At 57.1% G+C, this 18,048-nt stretch carries 20 protein-coding genes; 17 read left to right on the forward strand and 3 right to left on the reverse strand.

Annotated elements, in window-relative coordinates; all coding sequences use genetic code 11:
* Positions 1-8 precede the first annotated feature (8 nt).
* From ABIE61_RS09010 to ABIE61_RS09040, 7 genes are read left to right on the forward strand one after another with little or no spacing between them, the layout of a single operon-like run.
* Positions 9-1,367 (forward strand): V-type ATP synthase subunit B, encoded by a 1,359-nt coding sequence (locus ABIE61_RS09010; RefSeq protein ID WP_206838701.1) that lies wholly within the window; start codon positions 9-11, stop codon positions 1,365-1,367.
* Positions 1,368-1,374: 7 nt separating this feature from the next.
* Positions 1,375-1,980 (forward strand): V-type ATP synthase subunit D, encoded by a 606-nt coding sequence (locus ABIE61_RS09015; RefSeq protein ID WP_354408704.1) that lies wholly within the window; start codon positions 1,375-1,377, stop codon positions 1,978-1,980.
* Positions 1,977-3,770: a V-type ATP synthase subunit I gene (locus ABIE61_RS09020; RefSeq protein ID WP_354408706.1), complete on the forward strand. Its 1,794-nt coding sequence runs from the start codon at positions 1,977-1,979 to the stop codon at positions 3,768-3,770. The genes ABIE61_RS09015 and ABIE61_RS09020 overlap by 4 nt, the downstream gene beginning before the upstream one ends.
* Positions 3,758-4,204, forward strand: a complete 447-nt coding sequence (locus ABIE61_RS09025) for an ATP synthase subunit C (protein WP_091822756.1) — start codon at positions 3,758-3,760, stop codon at positions 4,202-4,204. The genes ABIE61_RS09020 and ABIE61_RS09025 overlap by 13 nt, the downstream gene beginning before the upstream one ends.
* A gap of 11 nt (positions 4,205-4,215) precedes the next feature.
* Positions 4,216-4,899, forward strand: a complete 684-nt coding sequence (locus ABIE61_RS09030; protein WP_354408708.1) for an ATPase — start codon at positions 4,216-4,218, stop codon at positions 4,897-4,899.
* Positions 4,899-5,603, forward strand: a complete 705-nt coding sequence (locus tag ABIE61_RS09035; RefSeq protein WP_354408710.1) for a hypothetical protein — start codon at positions 4,899-4,901, stop codon at positions 5,601-5,603. Before ABIE61_RS09030 ends, ABIE61_RS09035 begins: the two co-directional genes overlap by 1 nt.
* Positions 5,603-7,423, forward strand: coding sequence for a V-type ATP synthase subunit A (locus ABIE61_RS09040; protein ID WP_206838710.1), 1,821 nt, complete (start codon positions 5,603-5,605; stop codon positions 7,421-7,423). Before ABIE61_RS09035 ends, ABIE61_RS09040 begins: the two co-directional genes overlap by 1 nt.
* Here the strand turns inward: ABIE61_RS09040 and ABIE61_RS09045 are convergent, their stop codons facing one another.
* A complete protein-coding gene (locus tag ABIE61_RS09045; RefSeq protein ID WP_206841842.1) occupies positions 7,424-7,981 on the reverse strand; it encodes an NUDIX hydrolase in 558 nt (185 codons plus the stop codon).
* A 124-nt stretch (positions 7,982-8,105) separates the two neighbouring features.
* Here ABIE61_RS09045 and ABIE61_RS09050 point away from each other — a divergent pair, with 124 nt between their 5' ends.
* Positions 8,106-8,714: a CoA pyrophosphatase gene (locus ABIE61_RS09050; RefSeq protein WP_354408711.1), complete on the forward strand. Its 609-nt coding sequence runs from the start codon at positions 8,106-8,108 to the stop codon at positions 8,712-8,714.
* The gene (locus ABIE61_RS09055) at positions 8,707-8,898 is read left to right on the forward strand and encodes a DUF1289 domain-containing protein (RefSeq protein ID WP_091822743.1); all 192 of its coding nucleotides are present in this window, start codon (positions 8,707-8,709) and stop codon (positions 8,896-8,898) included. The genes ABIE61_RS09050 and ABIE61_RS09055 overlap by 8 nt, the downstream gene beginning before the upstream one ends.
* 12 nt (positions 8,899-8,910) lie before the next feature.
* On the opposite strand, the gene ABIE61_RS09060 is transcribed toward ABIE61_RS09055, so the two are convergent.
* Together ABIE61_RS09060 and ABIE61_RS09065 are read right to left on the reverse strand one after the other, a co-directional pair.
* Positions 8,911-10,185: an HlyC/CorC family transporter gene (locus ABIE61_RS09060; protein ID WP_091822739.1), complete on the reverse strand. Its 1,275-nt coding sequence runs from the start codon at positions 10,183-10,185 to the stop codon at positions 8,911-8,913.
* A 73-nt stretch (positions 10,186-10,258) separates the two neighbouring features.
* Positions 10,259-11,056, reverse strand: a complete 798-nt coding sequence (locus ABIE61_RS09065) for a cytochrome C assembly family protein (RefSeq protein ID WP_091822736.1) — start codon at positions 11,054-11,056, stop codon at positions 10,259-10,261.
* Between the two features lie 155 nt (positions 11,057-11,211).
* Here ABIE61_RS09065 and ffh point away from each other — a divergent pair, with 155 nt between their 5' ends.
* The 8 genes from ffh (at position 11,212) to ABIE61_RS09105 (ending at position 17,927) form a co-directional block, all read left to right on the forward strand.
* Complete coding sequence (gene ffh, locus ABIE61_RS09070) at positions 11,212-12,594, forward strand: signal recognition particle protein (RefSeq protein WP_091822733.1); 1,383 nt, start codon at positions 11,212-11,214, stop codon at positions 12,592-12,594.
* Positions 12,595-12,763: 169 nt separating this feature from the next.
* Positions 12,764-13,015, forward strand: a complete 252-nt coding sequence (gene rpsP / locus ABIE61_RS09075) for a 30S ribosomal protein S16 (protein WP_091822730.1) — start codon at positions 12,764-12,766, stop codon at positions 13,013-13,015.
* A 15-nt stretch (positions 13,016-13,030) separates the two neighbouring features.
* Positions 13,031-13,570 (forward strand): ribosome maturation factor RimM, encoded by a 540-nt coding sequence (gene rimM / locus ABIE61_RS09080; protein ID WP_091822727.1) that lies wholly within the window; start codon positions 13,031-13,033, stop codon positions 13,568-13,570.
* Between the two features lie 3 nt (positions 13,571-13,573).
* Positions 13,574-14,332: a tRNA (guanosine(37)-N1)-methyltransferase TrmD gene (gene trmD, locus ABIE61_RS09085; RefSeq protein WP_091822724.1), complete on the forward strand. Its 759-nt coding sequence runs from the start codon at positions 13,574-13,576 to the stop codon at positions 14,330-14,332.
* 9 nt (positions 14,333-14,341) lie between these two features.
* Positions 14,342-14,698 carry a 50S ribosomal protein L19 gene (gene rplS, locus ABIE61_RS09090; RefSeq protein WP_091822721.1) on the forward strand — a complete coding sequence of 119 codons (357 nt, stop codon included), beginning with the start codon at positions 14,342-14,344 and terminating at the stop codon, positions 14,696-14,698.
* A 138-nt stretch (positions 14,699-14,836) separates the two neighbouring features.
* Positions 14,837-16,207, forward strand: a complete 1,371-nt coding sequence (locus ABIE61_RS09095; protein ID WP_354408714.1) for an aq_1923 C-terminal domain — start codon at positions 14,837-14,839, stop codon at positions 16,205-16,207.
* Positions 16,204-17,133 (forward strand): site-specific tyrosine recombinase XerD, encoded by a 930-nt coding sequence (xerD, locus tag ABIE61_RS09100; protein ID WP_206838714.1) that lies wholly within the window; start codon positions 16,204-16,206, stop codon positions 17,131-17,133. The genes ABIE61_RS09095 and xerD overlap by 4 nt, the downstream gene beginning before the upstream one ends.
* A 59-nt stretch (positions 17,134-17,192) precedes the next feature.
* Positions 17,193-17,927 carry a DsbC family protein gene (locus ABIE61_RS09105; protein ID WP_206838715.1) on the forward strand — a complete coding sequence of 245 codons (735 nt, stop codon included), beginning with the start codon at positions 17,193-17,195 and terminating at the stop codon, positions 17,925-17,927.
* Positions 17,928-18,048 lie beyond the last annotated feature (121 nt).

Raw genomic sequence — 18,048 nt, forward strand, 5'->3', positions numbered from 1 at the left:
AAGTCGGTGTGACACAGTTGTTGGTTCGCTACTCGCGCATTCTTGAGATCGTGGGTGATATCGTCAAAGTCCACGTGCCTGAGCCTGAAGAGGGCGAGGTTGCCGCCATCGGTTATGGCGATCTGGCGTTGATCGAAAATATCCTCGACCCCGATCAGCCTCCGTACATGGCGCAGGTGATTCAGCTGGATCGAGACAGTGTCTCACTGCAGGTATTTTCCGGCACCAAAGGTTTGTCCACCAAGGCCGGGGTTCGTTTTCTCGGTCATCCGATGCAGGTGACCTTCTCGCCGAACATCATGGGACGCGCCTTTTCCGGTTCCGGGCGCGCCATTGACGGCGGTCCCAGTCTGTCCGAAGAAACCCGTATTGAAATCGACGGCCCCACCGTCAACCCGGCCCGGCGCATTTTGGCGTCACGTATGATCCGCACCGATGTGCCGATGATCGATGTGTTCAATTGCTTGGTCGAGAGCCAGAAAATTCCCATCTTCTCGGTGGCAGGTGAGCCATACAACCGCCTGCTGGCGCAGATCGGTGCCAACGCCGATGCGGATGTGGTGGTCTTTGGTGGTATCGGCCTGATCTTCGATGACTATCACTTTTTCCGTCGCGCTTTCGAAGAGGCCGGTGTAAGCGCTCGCACCGTGATGTTCGTGCACTTGGGTTCTGATCCTACCGTAGAAGGCCTGCTGGTACCGGATATGGCGCTGGCAGTGGCCGAGCGCTTTGCCGTGGAAGAGGGCAAGCGGGTGCTGGTGTTGCTCACCGACATGACCGCCTATGCCGATGCGCTGAAAGAAGTGGGCATCTCCATGGAACACGTGCCCTCCAACCGGGGCTATATCGGTGACCTTTACTCTCAGCTGGCGCGTCGCTACGAGAAGGCCTGTGACTACAAGGGCGCCGGCTCGGTGACGATCCTGTCGGTGACCACCATGCCGGGTGATGATGTGACCCACCCGGTGCCGGACAATACCGGTTATATCACCGAAGGCCAGTTCTATCTGCATAACGGCGTGCTCGATCCGTTCGGCTCGCTGTCGCGTCTGAAGCAACACGTGATCGGCAAGGTGACCCGTGAAGATCACGGTCAGATCATGAATACCATGGTGCGCTTTTATGCCGAAGCGCGTGATGCGCAGCAAAAGCAGGCGATGTCCTTTGATCTGACCGAGTATGACGAGCGGCTGTTGAAATTTGGGGACCTGTTCCGCGATCGTTTCATGGACATCAGTGTCTCCATGCCGCTGGAGCAGGCGTTGGACCAGTGCTGGCAGACCCTGGCTGAATGCTTCAAGCCGGAAGAGCTGCTGATGAAGCAGCAGCTGATCGACAAGTATTTCCCACAGCAGCAGGCAGGCTGAATCGGTTATGGCAAAGCTGGCGCTCAACAAGAGCACGCTCAACCATGAAAACCAGCGGTTGAAATCCTTCCGCCAGTTCGTTCCGGCACTGGATCTCAAGCGCAAACAGATATTGGCGGCGCGGATGAAGTCTCGCCGTGTACTGGAGCAGCTGCAGCAGGATGAGCATCAGATCAACGCCAGTGTAGCTGAGCAAATTCCCATGCTGGCCCAGACGCGGCTCGACCTGAACAGCCTGATCAGGATTCAACGGGTTGAGCACCAGCTGGATAATCTGGTGGGCATTGAATTACCTCGCGTGGCGCGTGTTGAGCTGGACAGAGCGCAGTACTCACGACTGGCAATGCCGCAGTGGGTCGACCGTGCAGTGGATTTGATGGGCCAGATGCTTGAGCTGAAAGTGCTGCAGCAGGTTGAGCGGGTACGGCTTGAACGCCTTGAGGCGGCGCTGCAAAAAACGACACAGCGCCTTAACCTGTTTGATAAGGTCCTGATTCCCCGTACCGAGTCTAATATCCGCCGTATTCGCATCGCCCTTTCGGATGCCGAGCGTGCCGGGGTCGTGCGGGCCAAGATTGCCAAGGGGAAACGGGCCAGGGTGGCACTGCAATGAGTATTGTAACGCTGCAAAAGGCGACCCTGATCGGGTTGACCGAGGACAAGGCTCAGGTGCTGGACCAGCTGCAGGCGCTGGGGCTTGTGCATGTTATTCCGCTGCGCCATGAATCGCAGGAACCTGAGGTGGCGTTACTCGATGGTGTACACCCCGAACAGCTGCAGCAGGCTATTCGGTATCTGCTCAGTTGTCCGCAGAAGCGCAAGCAAGTGACCACGGAGCGCCATTTCAGCCTGCGACAGGTACTTGAGGGTGTCCTGAAAAATCGCAAAAAACGACTGGAATTGAACGAGCAGCGCGACTTTTTGCGCAAACGTATCAAGGATCTGGAACCCTGGGGCAGCTTTAATCTCCCCGGCGAGCAGGGCCTGTATGGCCAGCTGCTCTGGTTCTATCTGGTGCCCAATTATCGTATGCATGAGCTGGAAGGCAATGTGCTGCCCTGGGCTGTCGTGCACCGTGACAACCGCAACTCCTATGTGGCTGTAATCTCTCGAGAAGAGCCCCGCAGTAACCAGATGCCGGTACCTCGGACTCACACCGGCTCGGTCCCGCTTGAGCAGCTTGATGCCCAACTGGAAGACCTTGAAATTGAGCTGGAAGCTCTGGACGCCGAGCGCGAGGCATTTACCCGTTGGTTGTATCTGCTGCAGCGTTCACTTGCCGGCAATGAAGATGAGGCCGAGCGTGAAGAGGTCAGTCGGCAGACGCTGGATACTGAAGAGGTGTTTGCGCTGCAGGGTTGGTTCCCGGCGCAGCAGCAGGACGCACTGGAAAGCTTTGCCCGCCGACAGGGGCTGGCGCTGGTGGTTGAAGCACCTGCCGAAGACGATCTGCCGCCCACGCTGTTACAGAACCCTGATCGCATCTCCGGCGGCGAGGATATTGTCCGTTTCTACCAGATGCCGGGTTACCGCAGTTGGGATCCATCGCGGGTGATCTTTTTCTCGTTTGCCATCTTCTTTGCCCTGATCATCTCGGATGCCGGCTATGCGCTTCTGTTGGCAGCGGTGCTTGGATTTTATTGGCGCCGCATGGGCGAAAGTGCCACCGGTCGCCGTCTGCGGGCGCTCGGGGTAACGCTCACTCTGTTTTCAGCTGCCTGGGGTGCGCTGGTGGGCAGCTACTTTGGTGCCGCTCCGCCTGAACAGCTGGAGGGTTTGAAGCTGTTTGATATGAATGATTTCGACAGCATGATGAAAATATCAGTGATCATGGGAGCCGGGCACCTGGTCTTGGCAAACCTGATTACGGCCTGGCGCAGTCGAGGCAGCACTGTCATGTTGGCCCCGCTGGGCTGGATTGTACTGATTCTGGCCGGTGTTAGCGCCTGGCTAAGGCAGCAGGTCGATATTGAATGGGCCATGCTGGCCGCGGGCGTGCTGGCGATTCTGCTCTGCTCCAGCCATCGTCCATGGCAGGGGGCGAAGAACTGGATGTGGCGGCTGATTGATGGCCTGATGGCCTTGACCGGACTGTCAAAAATGTTCGGTGATGTACTCAGCTATCTGCGTCTGTTTGCACTTGGGCTGGCCAGCGCTTCGCTGGCCATCACCTTCAACCAGCTCGCCAGCGACGTTGCGGCTGCCGTTCCCGGCATGGGGCTGCTGCTGGAGGTGTTGATCCTGTTGCTGGGGCACCTGCTCAATTTTGTACTGGCCGTTGTCAGTGGTGTGATTCACGGACTGCGGTTGAATTTGATCGAGTTCTACAACTGGAGCCTTGCGGACGAAGGCTACGCATTTCAACCTTTCACCAAGCGGGAGGTGAACCCTTGGACAACCTGATACTGGCACTGGGATGGGCGGGGCTGTATGGCCCCATGGCATTGGGTGCTATTGGCAGCATCATTGGCTGTGCACTGGCGGGGCAGGCTGCCTGCGGCGCGCTGCTGGAAACGGAAACCGGACATGGGCGATACGTCGGCATTGCCGCCATGCCATCGTCACAGACCATTTATGGCATCGTGGTGATGTTCTCGCTTAACCGTGAGGTGAATATCGACAATGCGCCGGGTCTGTTTGCCGTTGGCATTCTGGCGGGTCTGGCGCTGCTGTTCAGTGCGGTCCGGCAGGGGCAGTGCTGTGCCAGCGCGATCAACGTTTCCAAAATCAAGCCGGAAATATTCGGTATGTCGATTGCGCCAGCCGCCATAGTGGAAGGCTTTGCCGTGTTTGCCTTCATTTTTGCTCTGGTGATCAGCGCCGGCATTCCGGCCTGAGGAGGTAGACCATGACCGAGCAGGTTAAGGGCCATGCAGCATCCGGCGTTGAAGAACTAATCGAGCGCCTGCGTGAGCAAGGCGTCGAGCAGGGCCAGCAGCGTGCAGCCGAGCTGATAGAAGAGGCCGAGCATCGCGCTGACTGGCTGTTGCAGCAGGCGCGTCAGGAAGCGGATGAGCTCAGGCGCAAGGCGCATGACGAGGCTGAGCGCATGAAGCGTGCCGGCGAAGATGCATTGAAAATGGCCGCTCGCGACATGAATCTGCAGGTGCGTGAAATGCTGTCACGCACCTTTGCCGACCGGGTGAAGCTGCTGATCAGTGAGCAACTGGACAGCCATGCGTTCATGCGCGAACTGATCCGTGAAGTGGTACTGCAGGCCTGTGGTGATGCTGATCTGGCCAGTATGGAGAAGATGGACCTGCTGTTGCCGGCTGATTTTATCGGTCTGGAAGAGCTGCGGCGTCATCCTCAGGCCTACAGGGCCAGCCAGCTGAGCCAGTATGTGCAGGAGCAGCTCAGCGTGTTGCTGCGCGAGGGGATAGTACTGGATACCCATGATGGCAAGGGGATCAGGATTCGGACCAATGGCGAGGCTACCGAGATAGACCTGAGCGACCGTGCGCTGGCAGAATTGCTGCTGCGTCACCTGCAGCCACGCTTCAGAGCGATACTGGAAGGGGTGATCCGCTAGTGTCCTCGTCTTCCTACTACACGCTCATTCCTGCACTGCCGGCCTTGCCGGCACGCATGGATCAGCTCAAGGAGCTGCCGATCTCGATTCTGCAGTTGGAAAAGCGGCTGGGCATGCTCGAGGCAGCGGATCAGCGGCAGCTGGCACTGGCGCTGCGCCTGTTTCAGCGTGAGCGTGATGGTGATGAAGAGTTGTCGGACCGGGATGAAGTCCAGCACTGGCAGCAGGAACTGTCACAGATTCAGGACCACACGCTGAAGCAGTTGCTGGAGCAGCACCTAATCTGGCGTACCCTGATTGCCGCTCAGCGCTATCGGCTGGCGGGGCAGTCGGAGGGTAATGGGTTTCAGGGCTTCGGTGATTTGGTGTGGCTGATACGGCGCCACTGGCAGGAGTCCGACTTTTCCCTTGGCGGGCGTTTTCCATGGTTGGTTGAAGCCCAGAGTATGCTTAAAAAGGGTCAAAGTGCTGAGCTGGAGCAGCAGTTGCTGGTCTGGTTCTGGCAGCAGCTGCGTGAGCTTGAGCAGTGTAACCCCTTCAGTTTTACCGCGGTGGCCGCCTACCGCCTGCGCTGGTCGATTGCCGAATACCGGCTGCGCTGGCAGGGTGAGCAGGCGCAGGAGCAGTTCAGCCGGCTGGTAACCAGCGCGTTGGCAGGATTCAAACAGGATGAGACTCTCCACTCAGTGACAGAGGCAGGATAATGAGTTCAGCGAATACCGTGACCGCACGTGTAACCGGCGTGCATGATGATATTGTCAGTATCCGCATGCTGCGTGATGCAGAGGGAGAGTTTTACCCTCTGACCAAAAATGAAGTGGTACTGATCTGTCCGCAGCGGAGTGAGGCTGGCCGTACGGAAAAGCTGCAGGCCGAAGTGCTTCGAGTACGCCATGGCGAGGCTGATGTGCAGGTGTTTGAGACCACGCGTGGTGTGGCCATCGGTGATGCGGTTGAGCAAACCGGACAGATGCTGTCCGTAGCGCTGGGGCCGGGCCTGCTGGGGCAAGTTTATGATGGCTTGCAGAATCCGCTGGAACTGATCGCCGGCCAGCACGGCTTTTTTCTGCCGCGTGGCTTGGCCGTTGACGGTATCGATCAGAATCAGAAATGGTCGTTCCAGCCAGTGGTTAAAGTGGGTACCCGGGTCAAAGCCGGTGATCTGCTGGGACGTGTGCCTGAAGGCAAGTTCAGCCACAAGATTATGGTGCCGTTCAATTTGCGCGGCGAAGCAGAAGTCAGCTGGGTGCAGGAGGGCAGCTTCAGTGTTGCAACCCCGGTGGTTCGGCTGCGGCTGGCTAATGGTCAGGAGCGTGAAGTCAGCATGCAACAGCGCTGGCCGGTGCGTGTACCGGTTAACCGTGATCTGTTGCGCGAAGGCTACAACCAGCGGCTGTTTCCACAACAGCCCATGCTGACCAGCATTCGCCTGATCGACACCTTTTTTCCGGTGGCGCTGGGTGGTACTGCCTGCATCCCCGGCCCCTTCGGTGCCGGCAAGACGGTATTGCAGGGACTGATTTCGCGCTACTCCAACGTCGATATCGTGGTGATCGTGGCCTGCGGCGAGCGCGCCGGTGAGGTGGTGGAAACCATTACCGAATTTCCCAACCTGCCCGACCCGCGTGGCGGTACGCTGATGGACCGTACCGTTATTATCTGCAACACCTCATCAATGCCGGTGGCTGCCCGCGAAGCATCGATCTATACCGGTATTACCATCAGCGAATACTACCGTCAGATGGGCTATAACGTACTGGTCATTGCGGACTCAACGTCGCGCTGGGCACAGGCTATGCGTGAAACGTCAGGCCGCCTTGAAGAGATTCCCGGTGAAGAGGCTTTTCCTGCCTATCTTGACTCGGCCGTGAGAGCACTTTACGAAAGGGCGGGTATGGTGCAGACCAACGACGGCAGTACCGGTAGCCTGACGCTGATAGGCACCGTATCGCCCGCAGGCGGTAACTTTGAAGAGCCGGTGACCCAGTCCACCCTGCGTACGGTGAAAACCTTCCTCGGCCTCAGTGCCGAGCGCGCTTACAAGCGTGCCTATCCGGCGGTGGATCCGCTGATCTCCTGGTCACGCTATCTGGATCAGTTGGAAGACTGGTTTACGCGCGAGCTGTCCGACGGCTGGGTCGGGCAGGTCAAGCGCATGATTGAGCTGATCCGTGACGGCGAACAGGTTCAACAGATGATGCAGGTAACCGGTGAGGAAGGGGTAACCCTGGACGATTATCTGACTTTCCAGAAGGCTCAGTGTCTGGATCAGGTGTATCTGCAACAGGATGCCTTCGACGACGTCGATGCTTCCACCTCGCTCAGTCGTCAGCAGGAGTTGTTCGGATTACTGGTGCGCTGTCTGGACCACCCGCTGAAGCTGGAGGAAAAGGAGCAGGTGCGTGAGCACTTTGTCCGCCTCAGTGGTCTGTTCCGCAACCTGAACTACAGCCGCCAGGACAGCCCCGACTACACTCGATTCCTGCAGGAGATCGAGATGGTCGGCCTTTCGGCGGCAGGATAATCAGGGTTTGAGCAGCAGGCTGTCGGTACCGGGCTCCATCTCAATATGGCGCAACGGGAAATGGTTCTCGCGCCGGTCCGCAAAGTAAAAGCGCAGGGCGTTCCGAATGGTGGTAAAAGCCAGCTGGTCCCAGGGGATTTCATCTTCACTGAACAGGCGGCTTTCCAGCGTCTCGTTACTGATGCCGAATTCGGGGCGCTCCAGTTCTGCCAGATAAATCAGCTGCACCTGATTGACATGGATAATGGATGTCAGCGTGTAAAGCTGCTTAAGCTGCACCCTGGCCTGGGCCTCTTCCAGCGTTTCCCGCAGGGCGGCCTGCTCGGTGGACTCGCCGTTTTCCATAAACCCGGCCGGCAGCGTCCAGTAGCCATAGCGTGGCTCGATGGCGCGGCGACACAGCAGCACCTGGTCGCCGTACACCGGCAGGCAGCCGGCGATGATGCGCGGGTTCTGGTAATGAATACGACCGCAGCTTTCGCATACGTGTCTTGGTCGGTTGTCGCCTTCGGGTACTCTCAAGCTAACGCGTTCGCCGCAGTGGCTGCAGAAGTTCATTGGCGGTGCCTGTTCCGGTTCAGAGTTGGCAGGGTAACGTCCCGCAATGGCGGGGTGCAAGCAGGGTCGCTGATGCCTGTCGTGCAGGGTATTATAGTGATCCCGTCCACAAATGGATCGTTTCATGTCTGACCCGCTTCACCAACTGCGTCATCGCTTGCAACGACATCGCCCCTGGCGGCTGCGTACGGTTGGGCGTGAAGCCGGAGTGCTGCTGGCGCTCACGGATAGCGCCGACCCGGAAGTGATTGTAACCCTGCGTTCGCCCTACCTTTCTACTCACAGTGGAGAGATGGCGTTTCCTGGTGGCAAGCGAGATCCTGAAGACCCTGATTTGCTGGCAACCGCGCTGCGCGAGGCTGAAGAAGAAATTGCCCTGCCGCCGGGACAGGTTGAAGTGATCGGCTCACTGGGGCAAGTTGTCTCAAAACACCTGTTGCAGGTGACCCCTTGGGTGGGAGTGATTCCATCGCGTCTGCCGCTGGAACCCAATCCCGGCGAGATTGACAGCATCCATCGGGTACCACTCAGCTACCTGCTTGACCCGGCCAACCGACGCCTTGATCAGATCGATTTTGCCGGCAAGGTGCGCTACGTACCCGCCTGGCACTGGCAGGGTGAGGTGATATGGGGTCTGACAGCCTATATTCTGGCGGAGCTGCTTAATGTGGGTTTTGATGCCGACATTCCGATGCGGCCCCGCCCCGAACACCGCGAGACCGAGCATGAATAAATATGCCGATGAAAAACCGGTGCCGAGCCCCTGTGTCAGTGTGTGCGCACTGGGTGAGGGTGATATTTGCATTGCCTGCCACCGCAGCGGCGAGGAGATCAGCCGCTGGGGGAGCATGAATAATGACGAGAAGCGGGCGGTCTGGGCGCTGATTCGGCAGCGGGAACAGGGTGAGATGCTGTGATCTCGCCAGAGTTTAGAAGCTTTCCAGGGCCTTGGCTGTCTTGGTAATGCGCACGGTTTTGACCAAGTTGTCACAGATCTGCAGGGTTTCCATTCGATAGCCAGATACCTCCAGGCAGACGTTGGCGTCCGGAATCGACTCCAGAATTTCCGTGATCAAGCCATTCAGTGTCTTGGGGCCGTCAGTCGGCAGGCTCCAGTGTAGAGCCTTGTTGACTTCACGGATGTAGGCGCTGCCATCGATAAAAAAGCTGCCGTCTTCCTGTGGGTGTATCTCCTGGTTCAGGTCATCATGGTCATTGGACATCTCTCCCACGATCTCTTCCAGAATATCTTCCAGTGTCACGATCCCTTCAACATCCCCGTATTCGTCCACCACGACACCGATGCGGCGGCTGTGGCGCTGGAAGTTGAGCAACTGAGTCTGGAGGGGTGTGCTTTCTGGAACAAAGTAGGCTTCATGCACAACCTGCATGATGGCCGGCTTGGTCAGATTGCCCTGCTGAATAAGCTGGGCGAGATTGCGCATGTGCAGGATGCCGACAATGTTGTTGATGTCGCCGCGATAAACCGGAAGACGCGTGTGCCCGGTTTTGGACAACAGCTCCAGAATCTGATCCATCTCCAGATCCAGGTCGATTCCTTCCACTTCGTTGCGCGGAATCATGATGTCGTTGACGGTCACTTCGTTCAGCTCCAGCACGCCCAGCAGCATTGACTGGTTGCGGTGGGGCAGCAGGGAACCGGCTTCGTGCACGATGGTCCGCAGCTCCTCGGTACTCAGGTGTTCGTTGCCGGCATCATTGACGTTGACGCCAAATAGACGCAGGAAACCATTGGTAATCCCGTTAATGACCCAAACCAGCGGGTAAGCCAGCTTCAGCAGCGGCTTCAGAATATAGGAGGCGGGAAAAGCGATTCTTTCCGGGTGCAGAGCGGCCATGGTTTTGGGTGATACTTCAGCGAAAATGAGTATCACCAGCGTCAGTCCAGCGGTGGCGATGGCAATGCCGGCGTCCCCCCAGAGGCGGACGGCAATCACGGTGGCAATGGCGGAAGCGAGAATGTTGACGAAGTTGTTGCCGATCAGAATCAGGCCAATCAGCCGGTCCGGTCGTTCCAGCAGACTATTGGCCCTGCGTGCTCCGCGATGACCGCTCTTGACCAAATGGCGCAGTCGGTAGCGGTTGAGGGACATCATCCCGGTCTCGGAGCTGGAGAAAAATGCTGAACAGAAGATCAGCAGAACCAGGATGGCGGTAAGTGTGCTTATCGACGCGTCGTCCAAGGGACAGGAACCTTTGTTTGCGGATTTGGGCGTTCATTTTCTGGTCAGCCACAGGGGCTGTCAAGCGAGCGGGCTACATCTTGAGTAGCATCTCCAATACCAGTTTGGAGCCAAAAAAGCCCAACATCAGCAATACGAAGCCACCCAACGTCCAGCGTACAGCAGTTTGGCTGCGCCAGCCCAAGAAGTGTCGCCCCGCCAGCAGAAGGGCATATACACTCCAGGCGATCAGCGAAAACAGCGTCTTGTGGACCAAGTGCTGGGCAAACAGGTTGTCAACAAACAGGAAGCCGCTGATCAGGGCGGCGGTCAGTAGCAGGAAACCGGCCCAGAGGCTCTCAAACAGTAAGCGCTCCATGATTTGCAGCGGTGGCAGCGAAGCAACCAATCCGCGGGTATGGTGTTGCTTCAGGGCGCGTTCCTGACGCGACAGCATCAGGGCCTGTACGGTAGCGATGGTGAAAAGGCTATAGGCCAGCAGTGACAGCAGGATGTGCGCCAGCAAACCGCCGGCGTAAGGTTTGTGTATGTTGGCTTCGGGTGTGACTGCTGTCAGCAGTGCCGTGATGGCGGCCAGAGGAAACACACCTACGAACAGGTTATCGAGCCGGTGTCTGAGGCTGCTGATAAGTACCAGTCCTGCCACGACCCAGGCGATGAGAGAGCCGACCGGGAAGAAACTGAGGTCGATGCCATTCGGGTGGTGCAACTCCAGATACACGGCATAGCCTTGCAGCAGAAAACCGGCAAGGCCCAGGATGCGAATGGGGGTGCGGAGCTGTTCATGGGCCGTGGACGACAGCCGACGACACTGCAGTACCGTGGCAATCGCATAGCAGAGTACAGCAACGAGTGTCGTGGTGATCAGCATCCATATCCTCCCTAAAGACCGCCAAGTGTGGCACAAATGCGCAGAGGAGGAAATATAAGGTGCCGCCTGGGCGGGGGGTCCTGTATAATATGTCGCCAAAGCGTTTTAAAAAGGTGGCTGCCGGGAGTGCGGTCGCCGGCAGATAGAGGTATGCGATGTTTGATAATCTGACAGAACGGCTTACACAGACACTGCGCAGTGTAACCGGTCAGGCAAAGCTGACTGAAGACAACATCAAGGGCACGTTGCGTGAAGTGCGCATGGCATTGCTCGAGGCGGATGTCGCCCTGCCTGTGGTGAAAGATTTCATCAACAGCGTGAAGGAACGCGCTGTAGGTCAGGAAGTCAGCAAGAGCCTGAGTCCTGGGCAGGTCTTCGTCAAGATCGTTAATGAGGAACTGGTCCGCGTCATGGGTGAAGCCAACGCGGAACTGGATCTTGCGGCAACGCCTCCAGCTGTGCTGATGATGGCGGGTCTGCAAGGTGCGGGTAAAACCACCTCGGTGGCCAAGTTGGCGCGCTTTCTCAAGGAACGCAAGAAAAAGAAAGTGCTGGTGGTGTCTGCAGACGTATACCGTCCGGCTGCGATTCGTCAGCTGGAAACACTGGCCGGTGAAGTGGGTGTCGAGTTCTTCCCCTCCAGTGCTGACCAGGATCCGATCTTTATTGCTGAGCAGGCGATTCAGCACGCTCGCGTCAAGGCGTTCGATGTTCTGATTCTCGATACTGCGGGTCGTCTCCATGTCGATGAAGACATGATGCAGGAGATCAAGCGTCTGCATGCCGCCGTTAATCCGGTCGAAACTCTGTTTGTCGTGGACTCGATGACAGGTCAGGACGCGGCCAATACAGCGCGTTCTTTCAATGAAGTGTTGCCGCTGACCGGTGTGATTCTCACCAAAACCGATGGTGATGCCCGTGGTGGTGCCGCTCTGTCTGTGCGTCATGTCACCGGCAAGCCGATCAAGTTCCTGGGGATTGGCGAAAAGACCGATGCGCTTGAGCCGTTTCACCCGGATCGTGTTGCCTCACGCATTCTCGGCATGGGTGACGTACTGTCGCTGATCGAGGAAGCCGAGCACAAGATCGACAAGGAAAAGGCCGAAAAATTTGCCAAGAAGATCACCAAGGGCAAGGGCTTTGATCTTGAGGACTTCAAGGAGCAGATCCAGCAGATGCAGAGCATGGGCGGCATGATGTCGATGCTGGAAAAGCTGCCGGGCATGGGCCAGATGGCACAGGCGGCGCAGGCTGCACAGGCCGAAAAGGGTGTGTTGCAGATGGTTTCTATCATTAACTCCATGACACCGCATGAGCGTCGTCATCCTGATATTGTGTCGGGGTCACGCAAGCGTCGTATCGCCCAGGGTTCAGGCACACAGGTTCAGGATGTGAACCGTCTGCTTAAACAGCACAAGCAGATGGCGAAAATGATGAAAAAATTCGGTTCCAAGTCTGGGATGGCCAAGCTGGCACGTGGCATGAAAGGCATGATGCCCCCAGGCATGGGCGGAGGCGGCGGCTTTCCGCGCTTCTGAGCTGATTAAAAACTGATCTTTTTGCTTTCAACGGGCGGTGGTTTCACGTAAAATCACCGCCCTGTTTAGTTTGGCCTTCGTTTATCTGGGCAGTTTGGCCGGGGAAGCGAAGAAACAAGAATGATGGGCGATCCTAAAACCCATCCAGCGAAATAAAGGGGTCCAGCGCATGGTCACTATTCGTTTGTCTCGTGGTGGCGCTAAAAAGCGTCCGTTTTATCACATCACTGTAGCCGATTCGCGCAATGCGCGTGATGGCCGCTTTATCGAGCGGGTCGGTTTCTTCAACCCGGTTGCACGTGGTCAGGAAGAGCGTCTGCGCGTTAACCTGGAACGTGTTGAGTACTGGGTTGGCAAGGGTGCTCAGGCTTCTGAGCGTGTTGCTCAGCTGCTCAAAGAAGCACGCAAGGCAGCAGAGTAAGGTCGGATTCGGGCCGTGTCAGTAAATAGTGAAAAACAGGAAGGCCTGGTTGTACTGGGACGCTTCACTGCACCTTATGGGATCAAGGGCTGGATCAAGATTCATTCCTATACCGAGCCCATGGAAAACATACTGAACTACAACTCATGGCTGGTTGAGTCAGGCGGGCAGAAAGTGCCTGTCAGGCTGGAAGCTGGCAAACGCCATGGGAAAGGCCTGATCGCCAAATTGGCCGGTGTGAATACTCCGGAAGAGGCAAAGCTCTGGCACGGGCGCGAGATTATGGTGCCCCAGACTGAGTTGCCTGATCTGGAGGCCGGTGAGTATTACTGGAGCCAGCTGGAAAACCTGTTGGTTTACACCGAATCCGGCGTATTGCTGGGACGGGTGAGTCACCTGATGGAAACCGGTGCGAATGACGTGCTGGTGGTGAAGGGTACGGCCGAGAGTATTGATCGCGAACAGCGCTTGATTCCCTGGCTGCCTGATCAGGTGGTGAAAGAGGTTGATCTTGATTCAGGATTGATGCGGGTCGATTGGGATCCGGATTTCTGAGTGATGTGGTTCGGGATCGTCAGCCTGTTCCCGGAGATGTTCGAGGCGGTTACCCGCTATGGCATCACCGGACGGGCGGTTCGTAACGGCCTGCTGCAGGTGGAGTGCTGGAATCCCCGCGACTTCACCCATGATCGGCATCGCACAGTGGATGATCGCCCGTATGGCGGTGGCCCTGGCATGCTGATGAAAGTGCAGCCGTTGCGTGATGCGATTCTGGCTGCAAAAGAAACCGCCGGTGAGGGCGCTCGGGTGATCTATCTGTCACCCCAGGGGCGCCGCCTTGATCAGGCGGGTGTGTGTGAGCTGGCAGCAGCGGAAAAGTTGATTCTGGTGGCCGGACGCTATGAAGGCATTGATGAGCGTCTGTTGCAGAGCGAAATTGACGAAGAGTGGTCACTGGGCGACTTTGTCCTCAGTGGCGGCGAGCTGCCGGCCATGGTGATGGTGGATGCAGTGGCAAGAATGATACCGGGTGTACTCGGTCATCAGGACTCTGCAACCGAGGATTCCTTCTTTGAGGGTCTGCTTGACTGTCCCCACTACACCCGGCCCGAAGAACTGGCGGGGCAGCAGGTGCCCGCAGTGTTGCTCAGCGGCAACCATGCCGAGATTCGGCGCTGGCGACTGAAGCAGCAGCTGGGAAGGACCTGGGAACGGCGTCCGGACCTGCTGCAAAAGATTGATCTGAACCCCGAGCAGCAGACGTTGTTAAGCGAATATGTCCGCGAGGCCCAGGAGGCCAGCGGTAGAAATACTTAGGAGCGAGCGATGAGCAACAAGAGCCTGATTATTCAGCAGATTGAAGCTGAACAGATGAGCAAAGAGATCCCGGCATTTGCACCGGGTGATACCGTAGTGGTACAGGTACGCGTAGTAGAAGGCACTCGTAGCCGTCTGCAGGCGTTTGAAGGTGTAGTGCTGGGCAAGCGTAACCGCGGCCTGAACTCCGCTTTCACCGTGCGCAAGATCTCCCACGGTGTGGGCGTTGAGCGTACTTTCCAGACCTTCAGCCCGACTGTTGAACAGATCGAAGTGAAGCGTCGCGGTGACGTACGTCAGGCCAAGCTGTACTACTTGCGTGAGCGTAGCGGCAAGTCTGCACGCATCAAGGAAAAACTGGGCTGAGGTACGCCTCACCCAACGATCCAGAAAAAGGCAGCCATTGTGGCTGCCTTTTTTGTTGATCTGGATGCTCGCCATTTGTATGGTCAGGTCCTAGAATTCTTCTCTGAACGGAAACTGAATGGGTGCAGGAGTGTCGCCATGCGCAAGCTGGGAACGGGAGTGGTGGTTCTGATACTGATCGCAGCGGCCTCGTATGGCTTCTATTGGTATCAGGTCAAAAGCAAAGCCGATGAATTGTCGCAGCAGATGGCACCTTTTGCTGAAGTTAGCTATGGGTCCGTCTATGCTCACCCGGATGGCACTGTTGGCGTCAATAATCTGGTGATATCGCCCCGTCAGATGCATGCACCTGTCAGTATCGATGCAGTGCGTATCCGTGCAGGTAACCCTCTTTTCTTTCTCTTTGGTGGTGATGCTCCGCCCGAACAGCTTAACGTCAGTTTGAAGCGGATGAGACAGGGGCTGGACTCGGAGCTGTTCCGTATGGCTCAGCAGCAGTCCGACCTGATGCTTGAATCCAATCCGCTCTATGTCAGCCCTAATGCATTGGGGTGTGGCAATGTACGTCAGTTTGATATCAATACCATGAAACGGATGGGATTCAGCGAAATGCTGATGGATATCAACCTGGACTATCGAGGCGACAACCAGGCGCGCAAGGTGCATCTTGACCTGTTCGTGGATATACAAGACCTGGCTGAAACGCGCATGGAAATGGCCATTAGTGCTGATCCAAGCCAGTTGCAGAATCCGATGATGGCCAGCGGCAATGCGCGCCTTGAAACACTCTCGTTCAGCTATGCGGATCAAGGCTATAATCAGCGGCGTGATCGTTTTTGCGCTGCTGAGTCGGGTATAAAACCTGACGAGTATCGGCAGCAGCACCGGCAGCTTTTCGTTCAATGGCTGAATGCCAGTGGGGTTGAACTGCCCGACAGCCTGTTGACGGCCTATTTTGACCTGCAGCAGCCAGACGCTGACATGGCTTTAAGTCTGCGTCCGGTGGGTGGTGTTGGTGCTGCCGAACTGATGATGCAGGATCCGATGACGGTGTTGCAGTCACTCAATCTGCAGTTCAGCATCAATGGTAAGCCGCTGGCGCTTGACGGCATCAACTGGCCTGAATTAATGACGGGGCTGGCTATGGCCGGTAACCCCGGTCGCATGGAGTCTGGTGCTGAGCCTGAAGAAGACGCAGCCGTCGCGGAGGCTGAAGCGGAATTATCGGGTAGCGTAGAGGCCCTACAGGCAGTAGAGTCTGATTCAGCTCCAGGACAACGGGTCCGGGCGAGGCCGGTGATAAAACGATATCAGCCAACGCCATTGGCAGAACTGCCAGCCTATCTGGGCTCTCCTGTACGCATTTTCACCTACTTCGGCAACGATGTGGAAGGTCAGCTGGTACATGCTGACGGGCAGGGTGTCAGAGTCATACAGAGATTGAAGCAGGGTGTCGCCGAGTACCCTCTGGATAACGACCGTATTCAGCAGGCTGAGGTCTGGCGTTGAGTGCAGATCGTCGTTGTACCGCAGTAACCGTTGCCGCAGAGGATGAACAACAGATTGATCTGTGGCTCGACAGTCTGTGGCTGGAAAAGGGGTTGAGTGATAACTCGATCGCCTCATATCGGCGCGATCTGCGCCAGTATGCGCACTGGTTGAGCCGCCGTGGTGAGCACCTGCTGCAGGCGGGTCGAAACAGTTTGCAGCAGTATCTGAACTGGCGCCTGCAACAGCAGCTGCGCAGCAGTTCAACCTCTCGCCTGCTTTCCTGTTTACGTGGGTTCTACCGTTACCAGTTGCGCGAGGCGCGCATTGTCGAGGATCCGACACTGAATCTGGACAATCCGCGTATGGGGCGGCCACTGCCCAAAACCCTGACCGAACAGGATGTGGAATCTCTACTGGCTGCTCCGGATGTGAGTGAGCCGCTGGGCCTCAGGGATCGAACCATGCTGGAACTGCTGTATGCGACCGGCCTGCGTGTGACCGAGTTGATATCACTGCAGCTGGAGCAGATCAACAGTCGGCTTGGCGTTATTCGAGTGGTTGGCAAGGGTGACAAGGAGCGGCTGGTACCGGTCGGTGATGAAGCGCTTCACTGGGTGGGGCGTTATCTGGACCAGGCTCGGCCGCTGTTGACCGACAACCCGCGGGAAGAAACCCTGTTTGTCAGTCGTCGCGGTCAGGCCATGACCCGACAAACCTTCTGGTACCGGGTGCGCCGCTATGCCATCGAAAGCGGGATCGACAAACCGCTTTCACCACATGTGCTGCGCCATGCCTTTGCCACCCACCTGCTCAATCATGGCGCAGATTTGCGCGTTGTACAGATGTTGCTGGGCCATAGTGATCTGTCCACAACCCAAATCTATACCCATGTGGCCAGCCATCGCCTGCAGCAGCTGCACCAGGCGCATCATCCACGTGGATAGGAACCAATTAACGAATTCGTGTTCTACCTGAAACGGTTCACCTGAAAATAGAGGTTTACATGCGATCAACAACACTGACTTCCGCCCTGATGCTGGTACTCACGGGCTCGGTCTGGGCAGCTGATGAAGCTGCCGAAAAAATCCGTCAGCAGCTCAACAGTGTGGACAGTCGGCTTAAGGTGCAAAGCGTGGAGCCAGCACCCATGGCCGGGCTGTATGAGGTGGTGCTGAGCAGCGGTGAAACCCTGTACGCCGATAGTGAGGGCACGCACCTTTTGGCAGGGCAGCTGTATCGGGTGGATACAGAGCAGGGGCTGGTCAATCTGACTGAACAGAAACGTAACGAAGCCCGTCAACTTGCAATGCAGGGCGTTGAAGAGGCCGATATGGTGGTCTACAGGCCGGCAGGTGAGATCAAGGCGACTGTCAACGTATTCACGGATGTAGATTGCCCTTACTGCCGCAAGCTCCATGACGAGGTGCCGGCACTGAATCGCATGGGGGTGCAGGTGAACTATCTTGCCTTCCCGCGTGGCGGTCCCCAGTCCAAGACTTTCTCCCGAATGGAATCGATCTGGTGTGGCAACGAACAGGAGCGTCGTGAGCGCATGGATGAAGTCAAGGCCGGTGATTCAATCAGCCAGCAGGAGTGCGACAATCCGGTGCAGGCACAGTATGAACTGGGCCAGAAAGTTGGTGTCACGGGCACTCCTGCTCTGGTACTGGAAGATGGCTCACTGCTGCCCGGCTATGTGCCTGCCGCACGTCTGCAGCAGATGCTGGGACTGAACTGATTGGGTCAAACCGGGAATACCGAGGCGGGCGTGCATAGTGCATGGCCCGCCTTTTCGCTATAATGGAGCCCATTTTTTAACCGCCAGCTGGCGGCTGTCTGATCTGACCGAACAATCTGTG

This window comes from Marinobacterium sp. MBR-111 (assembly GCF_040547585.1).
GTDB lineage: Bacteria > Pseudomonadota > Gammaproteobacteria > Pseudomonadales > Balneatricaceae > Marinobacterium > Marinobacterium iners.

Excerpts from the sequence above, each read along its gene's own strand:
- ABIE61_RS09015 (WP_354408704.1), top strand. The coding sequence starts at position 1,375 with ATGGCAAAGCTGGCGCTCAACAAGAGCACGCTCAACCATGAAAACCAG.
- ABIE61_RS09020 (WP_354408706.1), top strand. The coding sequence starts at position 1,977 with ATGAGTATTGTAACGCTGCAAAAGGCGACCCTGATCGGGTTGACCGAG.
- ABIE61_RS09030 (WP_354408708.1), top strand. The coding sequence starts at position 4,216 with ATGACCGAGCAGGTTAAGGGCCATGCAGCATCCGGCGTTGAAGAACTA.
- ABIE61_RS09040 (WP_206838710.1), top strand. The coding sequence starts at position 5,603 with ATGAGTTCAGCGAATACCGTGACCGCACGTGTAACCGGCGTGCATGAT.
- ABIE61_RS09045 (WP_206841842.1), bottom strand. The coding sequence starts at position 7,981 with ATGAACTTCTGCAGCCACTGCGGCGAACGCGTTAGCTTGAGAGTACCC.
- ABIE61_RS09050 (WP_354408711.1), top strand. The coding sequence starts at position 8,106 with ATGTCTGACCCGCTTCACCAACTGCGTCATCGCTTGCAACGACATCGC.
- ABIE61_RS09055 (WP_091822743.1), top strand. The coding sequence starts at position 8,707 with ATGAATAAATATGCCGATGAAAAACCGGTGCCGAGCCCCTGTGTCAGT.
- ABIE61_RS09065 (WP_091822736.1), bottom strand. The coding sequence starts at position 11,056 with ATGCTGATCACCACGACACTCGTTGCTGTACTCTGCTATGCGATTGCC.
- ffh (WP_091822733.1), top strand. The coding sequence starts at position 11,212 with ATGTTTGATAATCTGACAGAACGGCTTACACAGACACTGCGCAGTGTA.
- rpsP (WP_091822730.1), top strand. The coding sequence starts at position 12,764 with ATGGTCACTATTCGTTTGTCTCGTGGTGGCGCTAAAAAGCGTCCGTTT.
- trmD (WP_091822724.1), top strand. The coding sequence starts at position 13,574 with ATGTGGTTCGGGATCGTCAGCCTGTTCCCGGAGATGTTCGAGGCGGTT.
- rplS (WP_091822721.1), top strand. The coding sequence starts at position 14,342 with ATGAGCAACAAGAGCCTGATTATTCAGCAGATTGAAGCTGAACAGATG.
- ABIE61_RS09095 (WP_354408714.1), top strand. The coding sequence starts at position 14,837 with ATGCGCAAGCTGGGAACGGGAGTGGTGGTTCTGATACTGATCGCAGCG.
- ABIE61_RS09105 (WP_206838715.1), top strand. The coding sequence starts at position 17,193 with ATGCGATCAACAACACTGACTTCCGCCCTGATGCTGGTACTCACGGGC.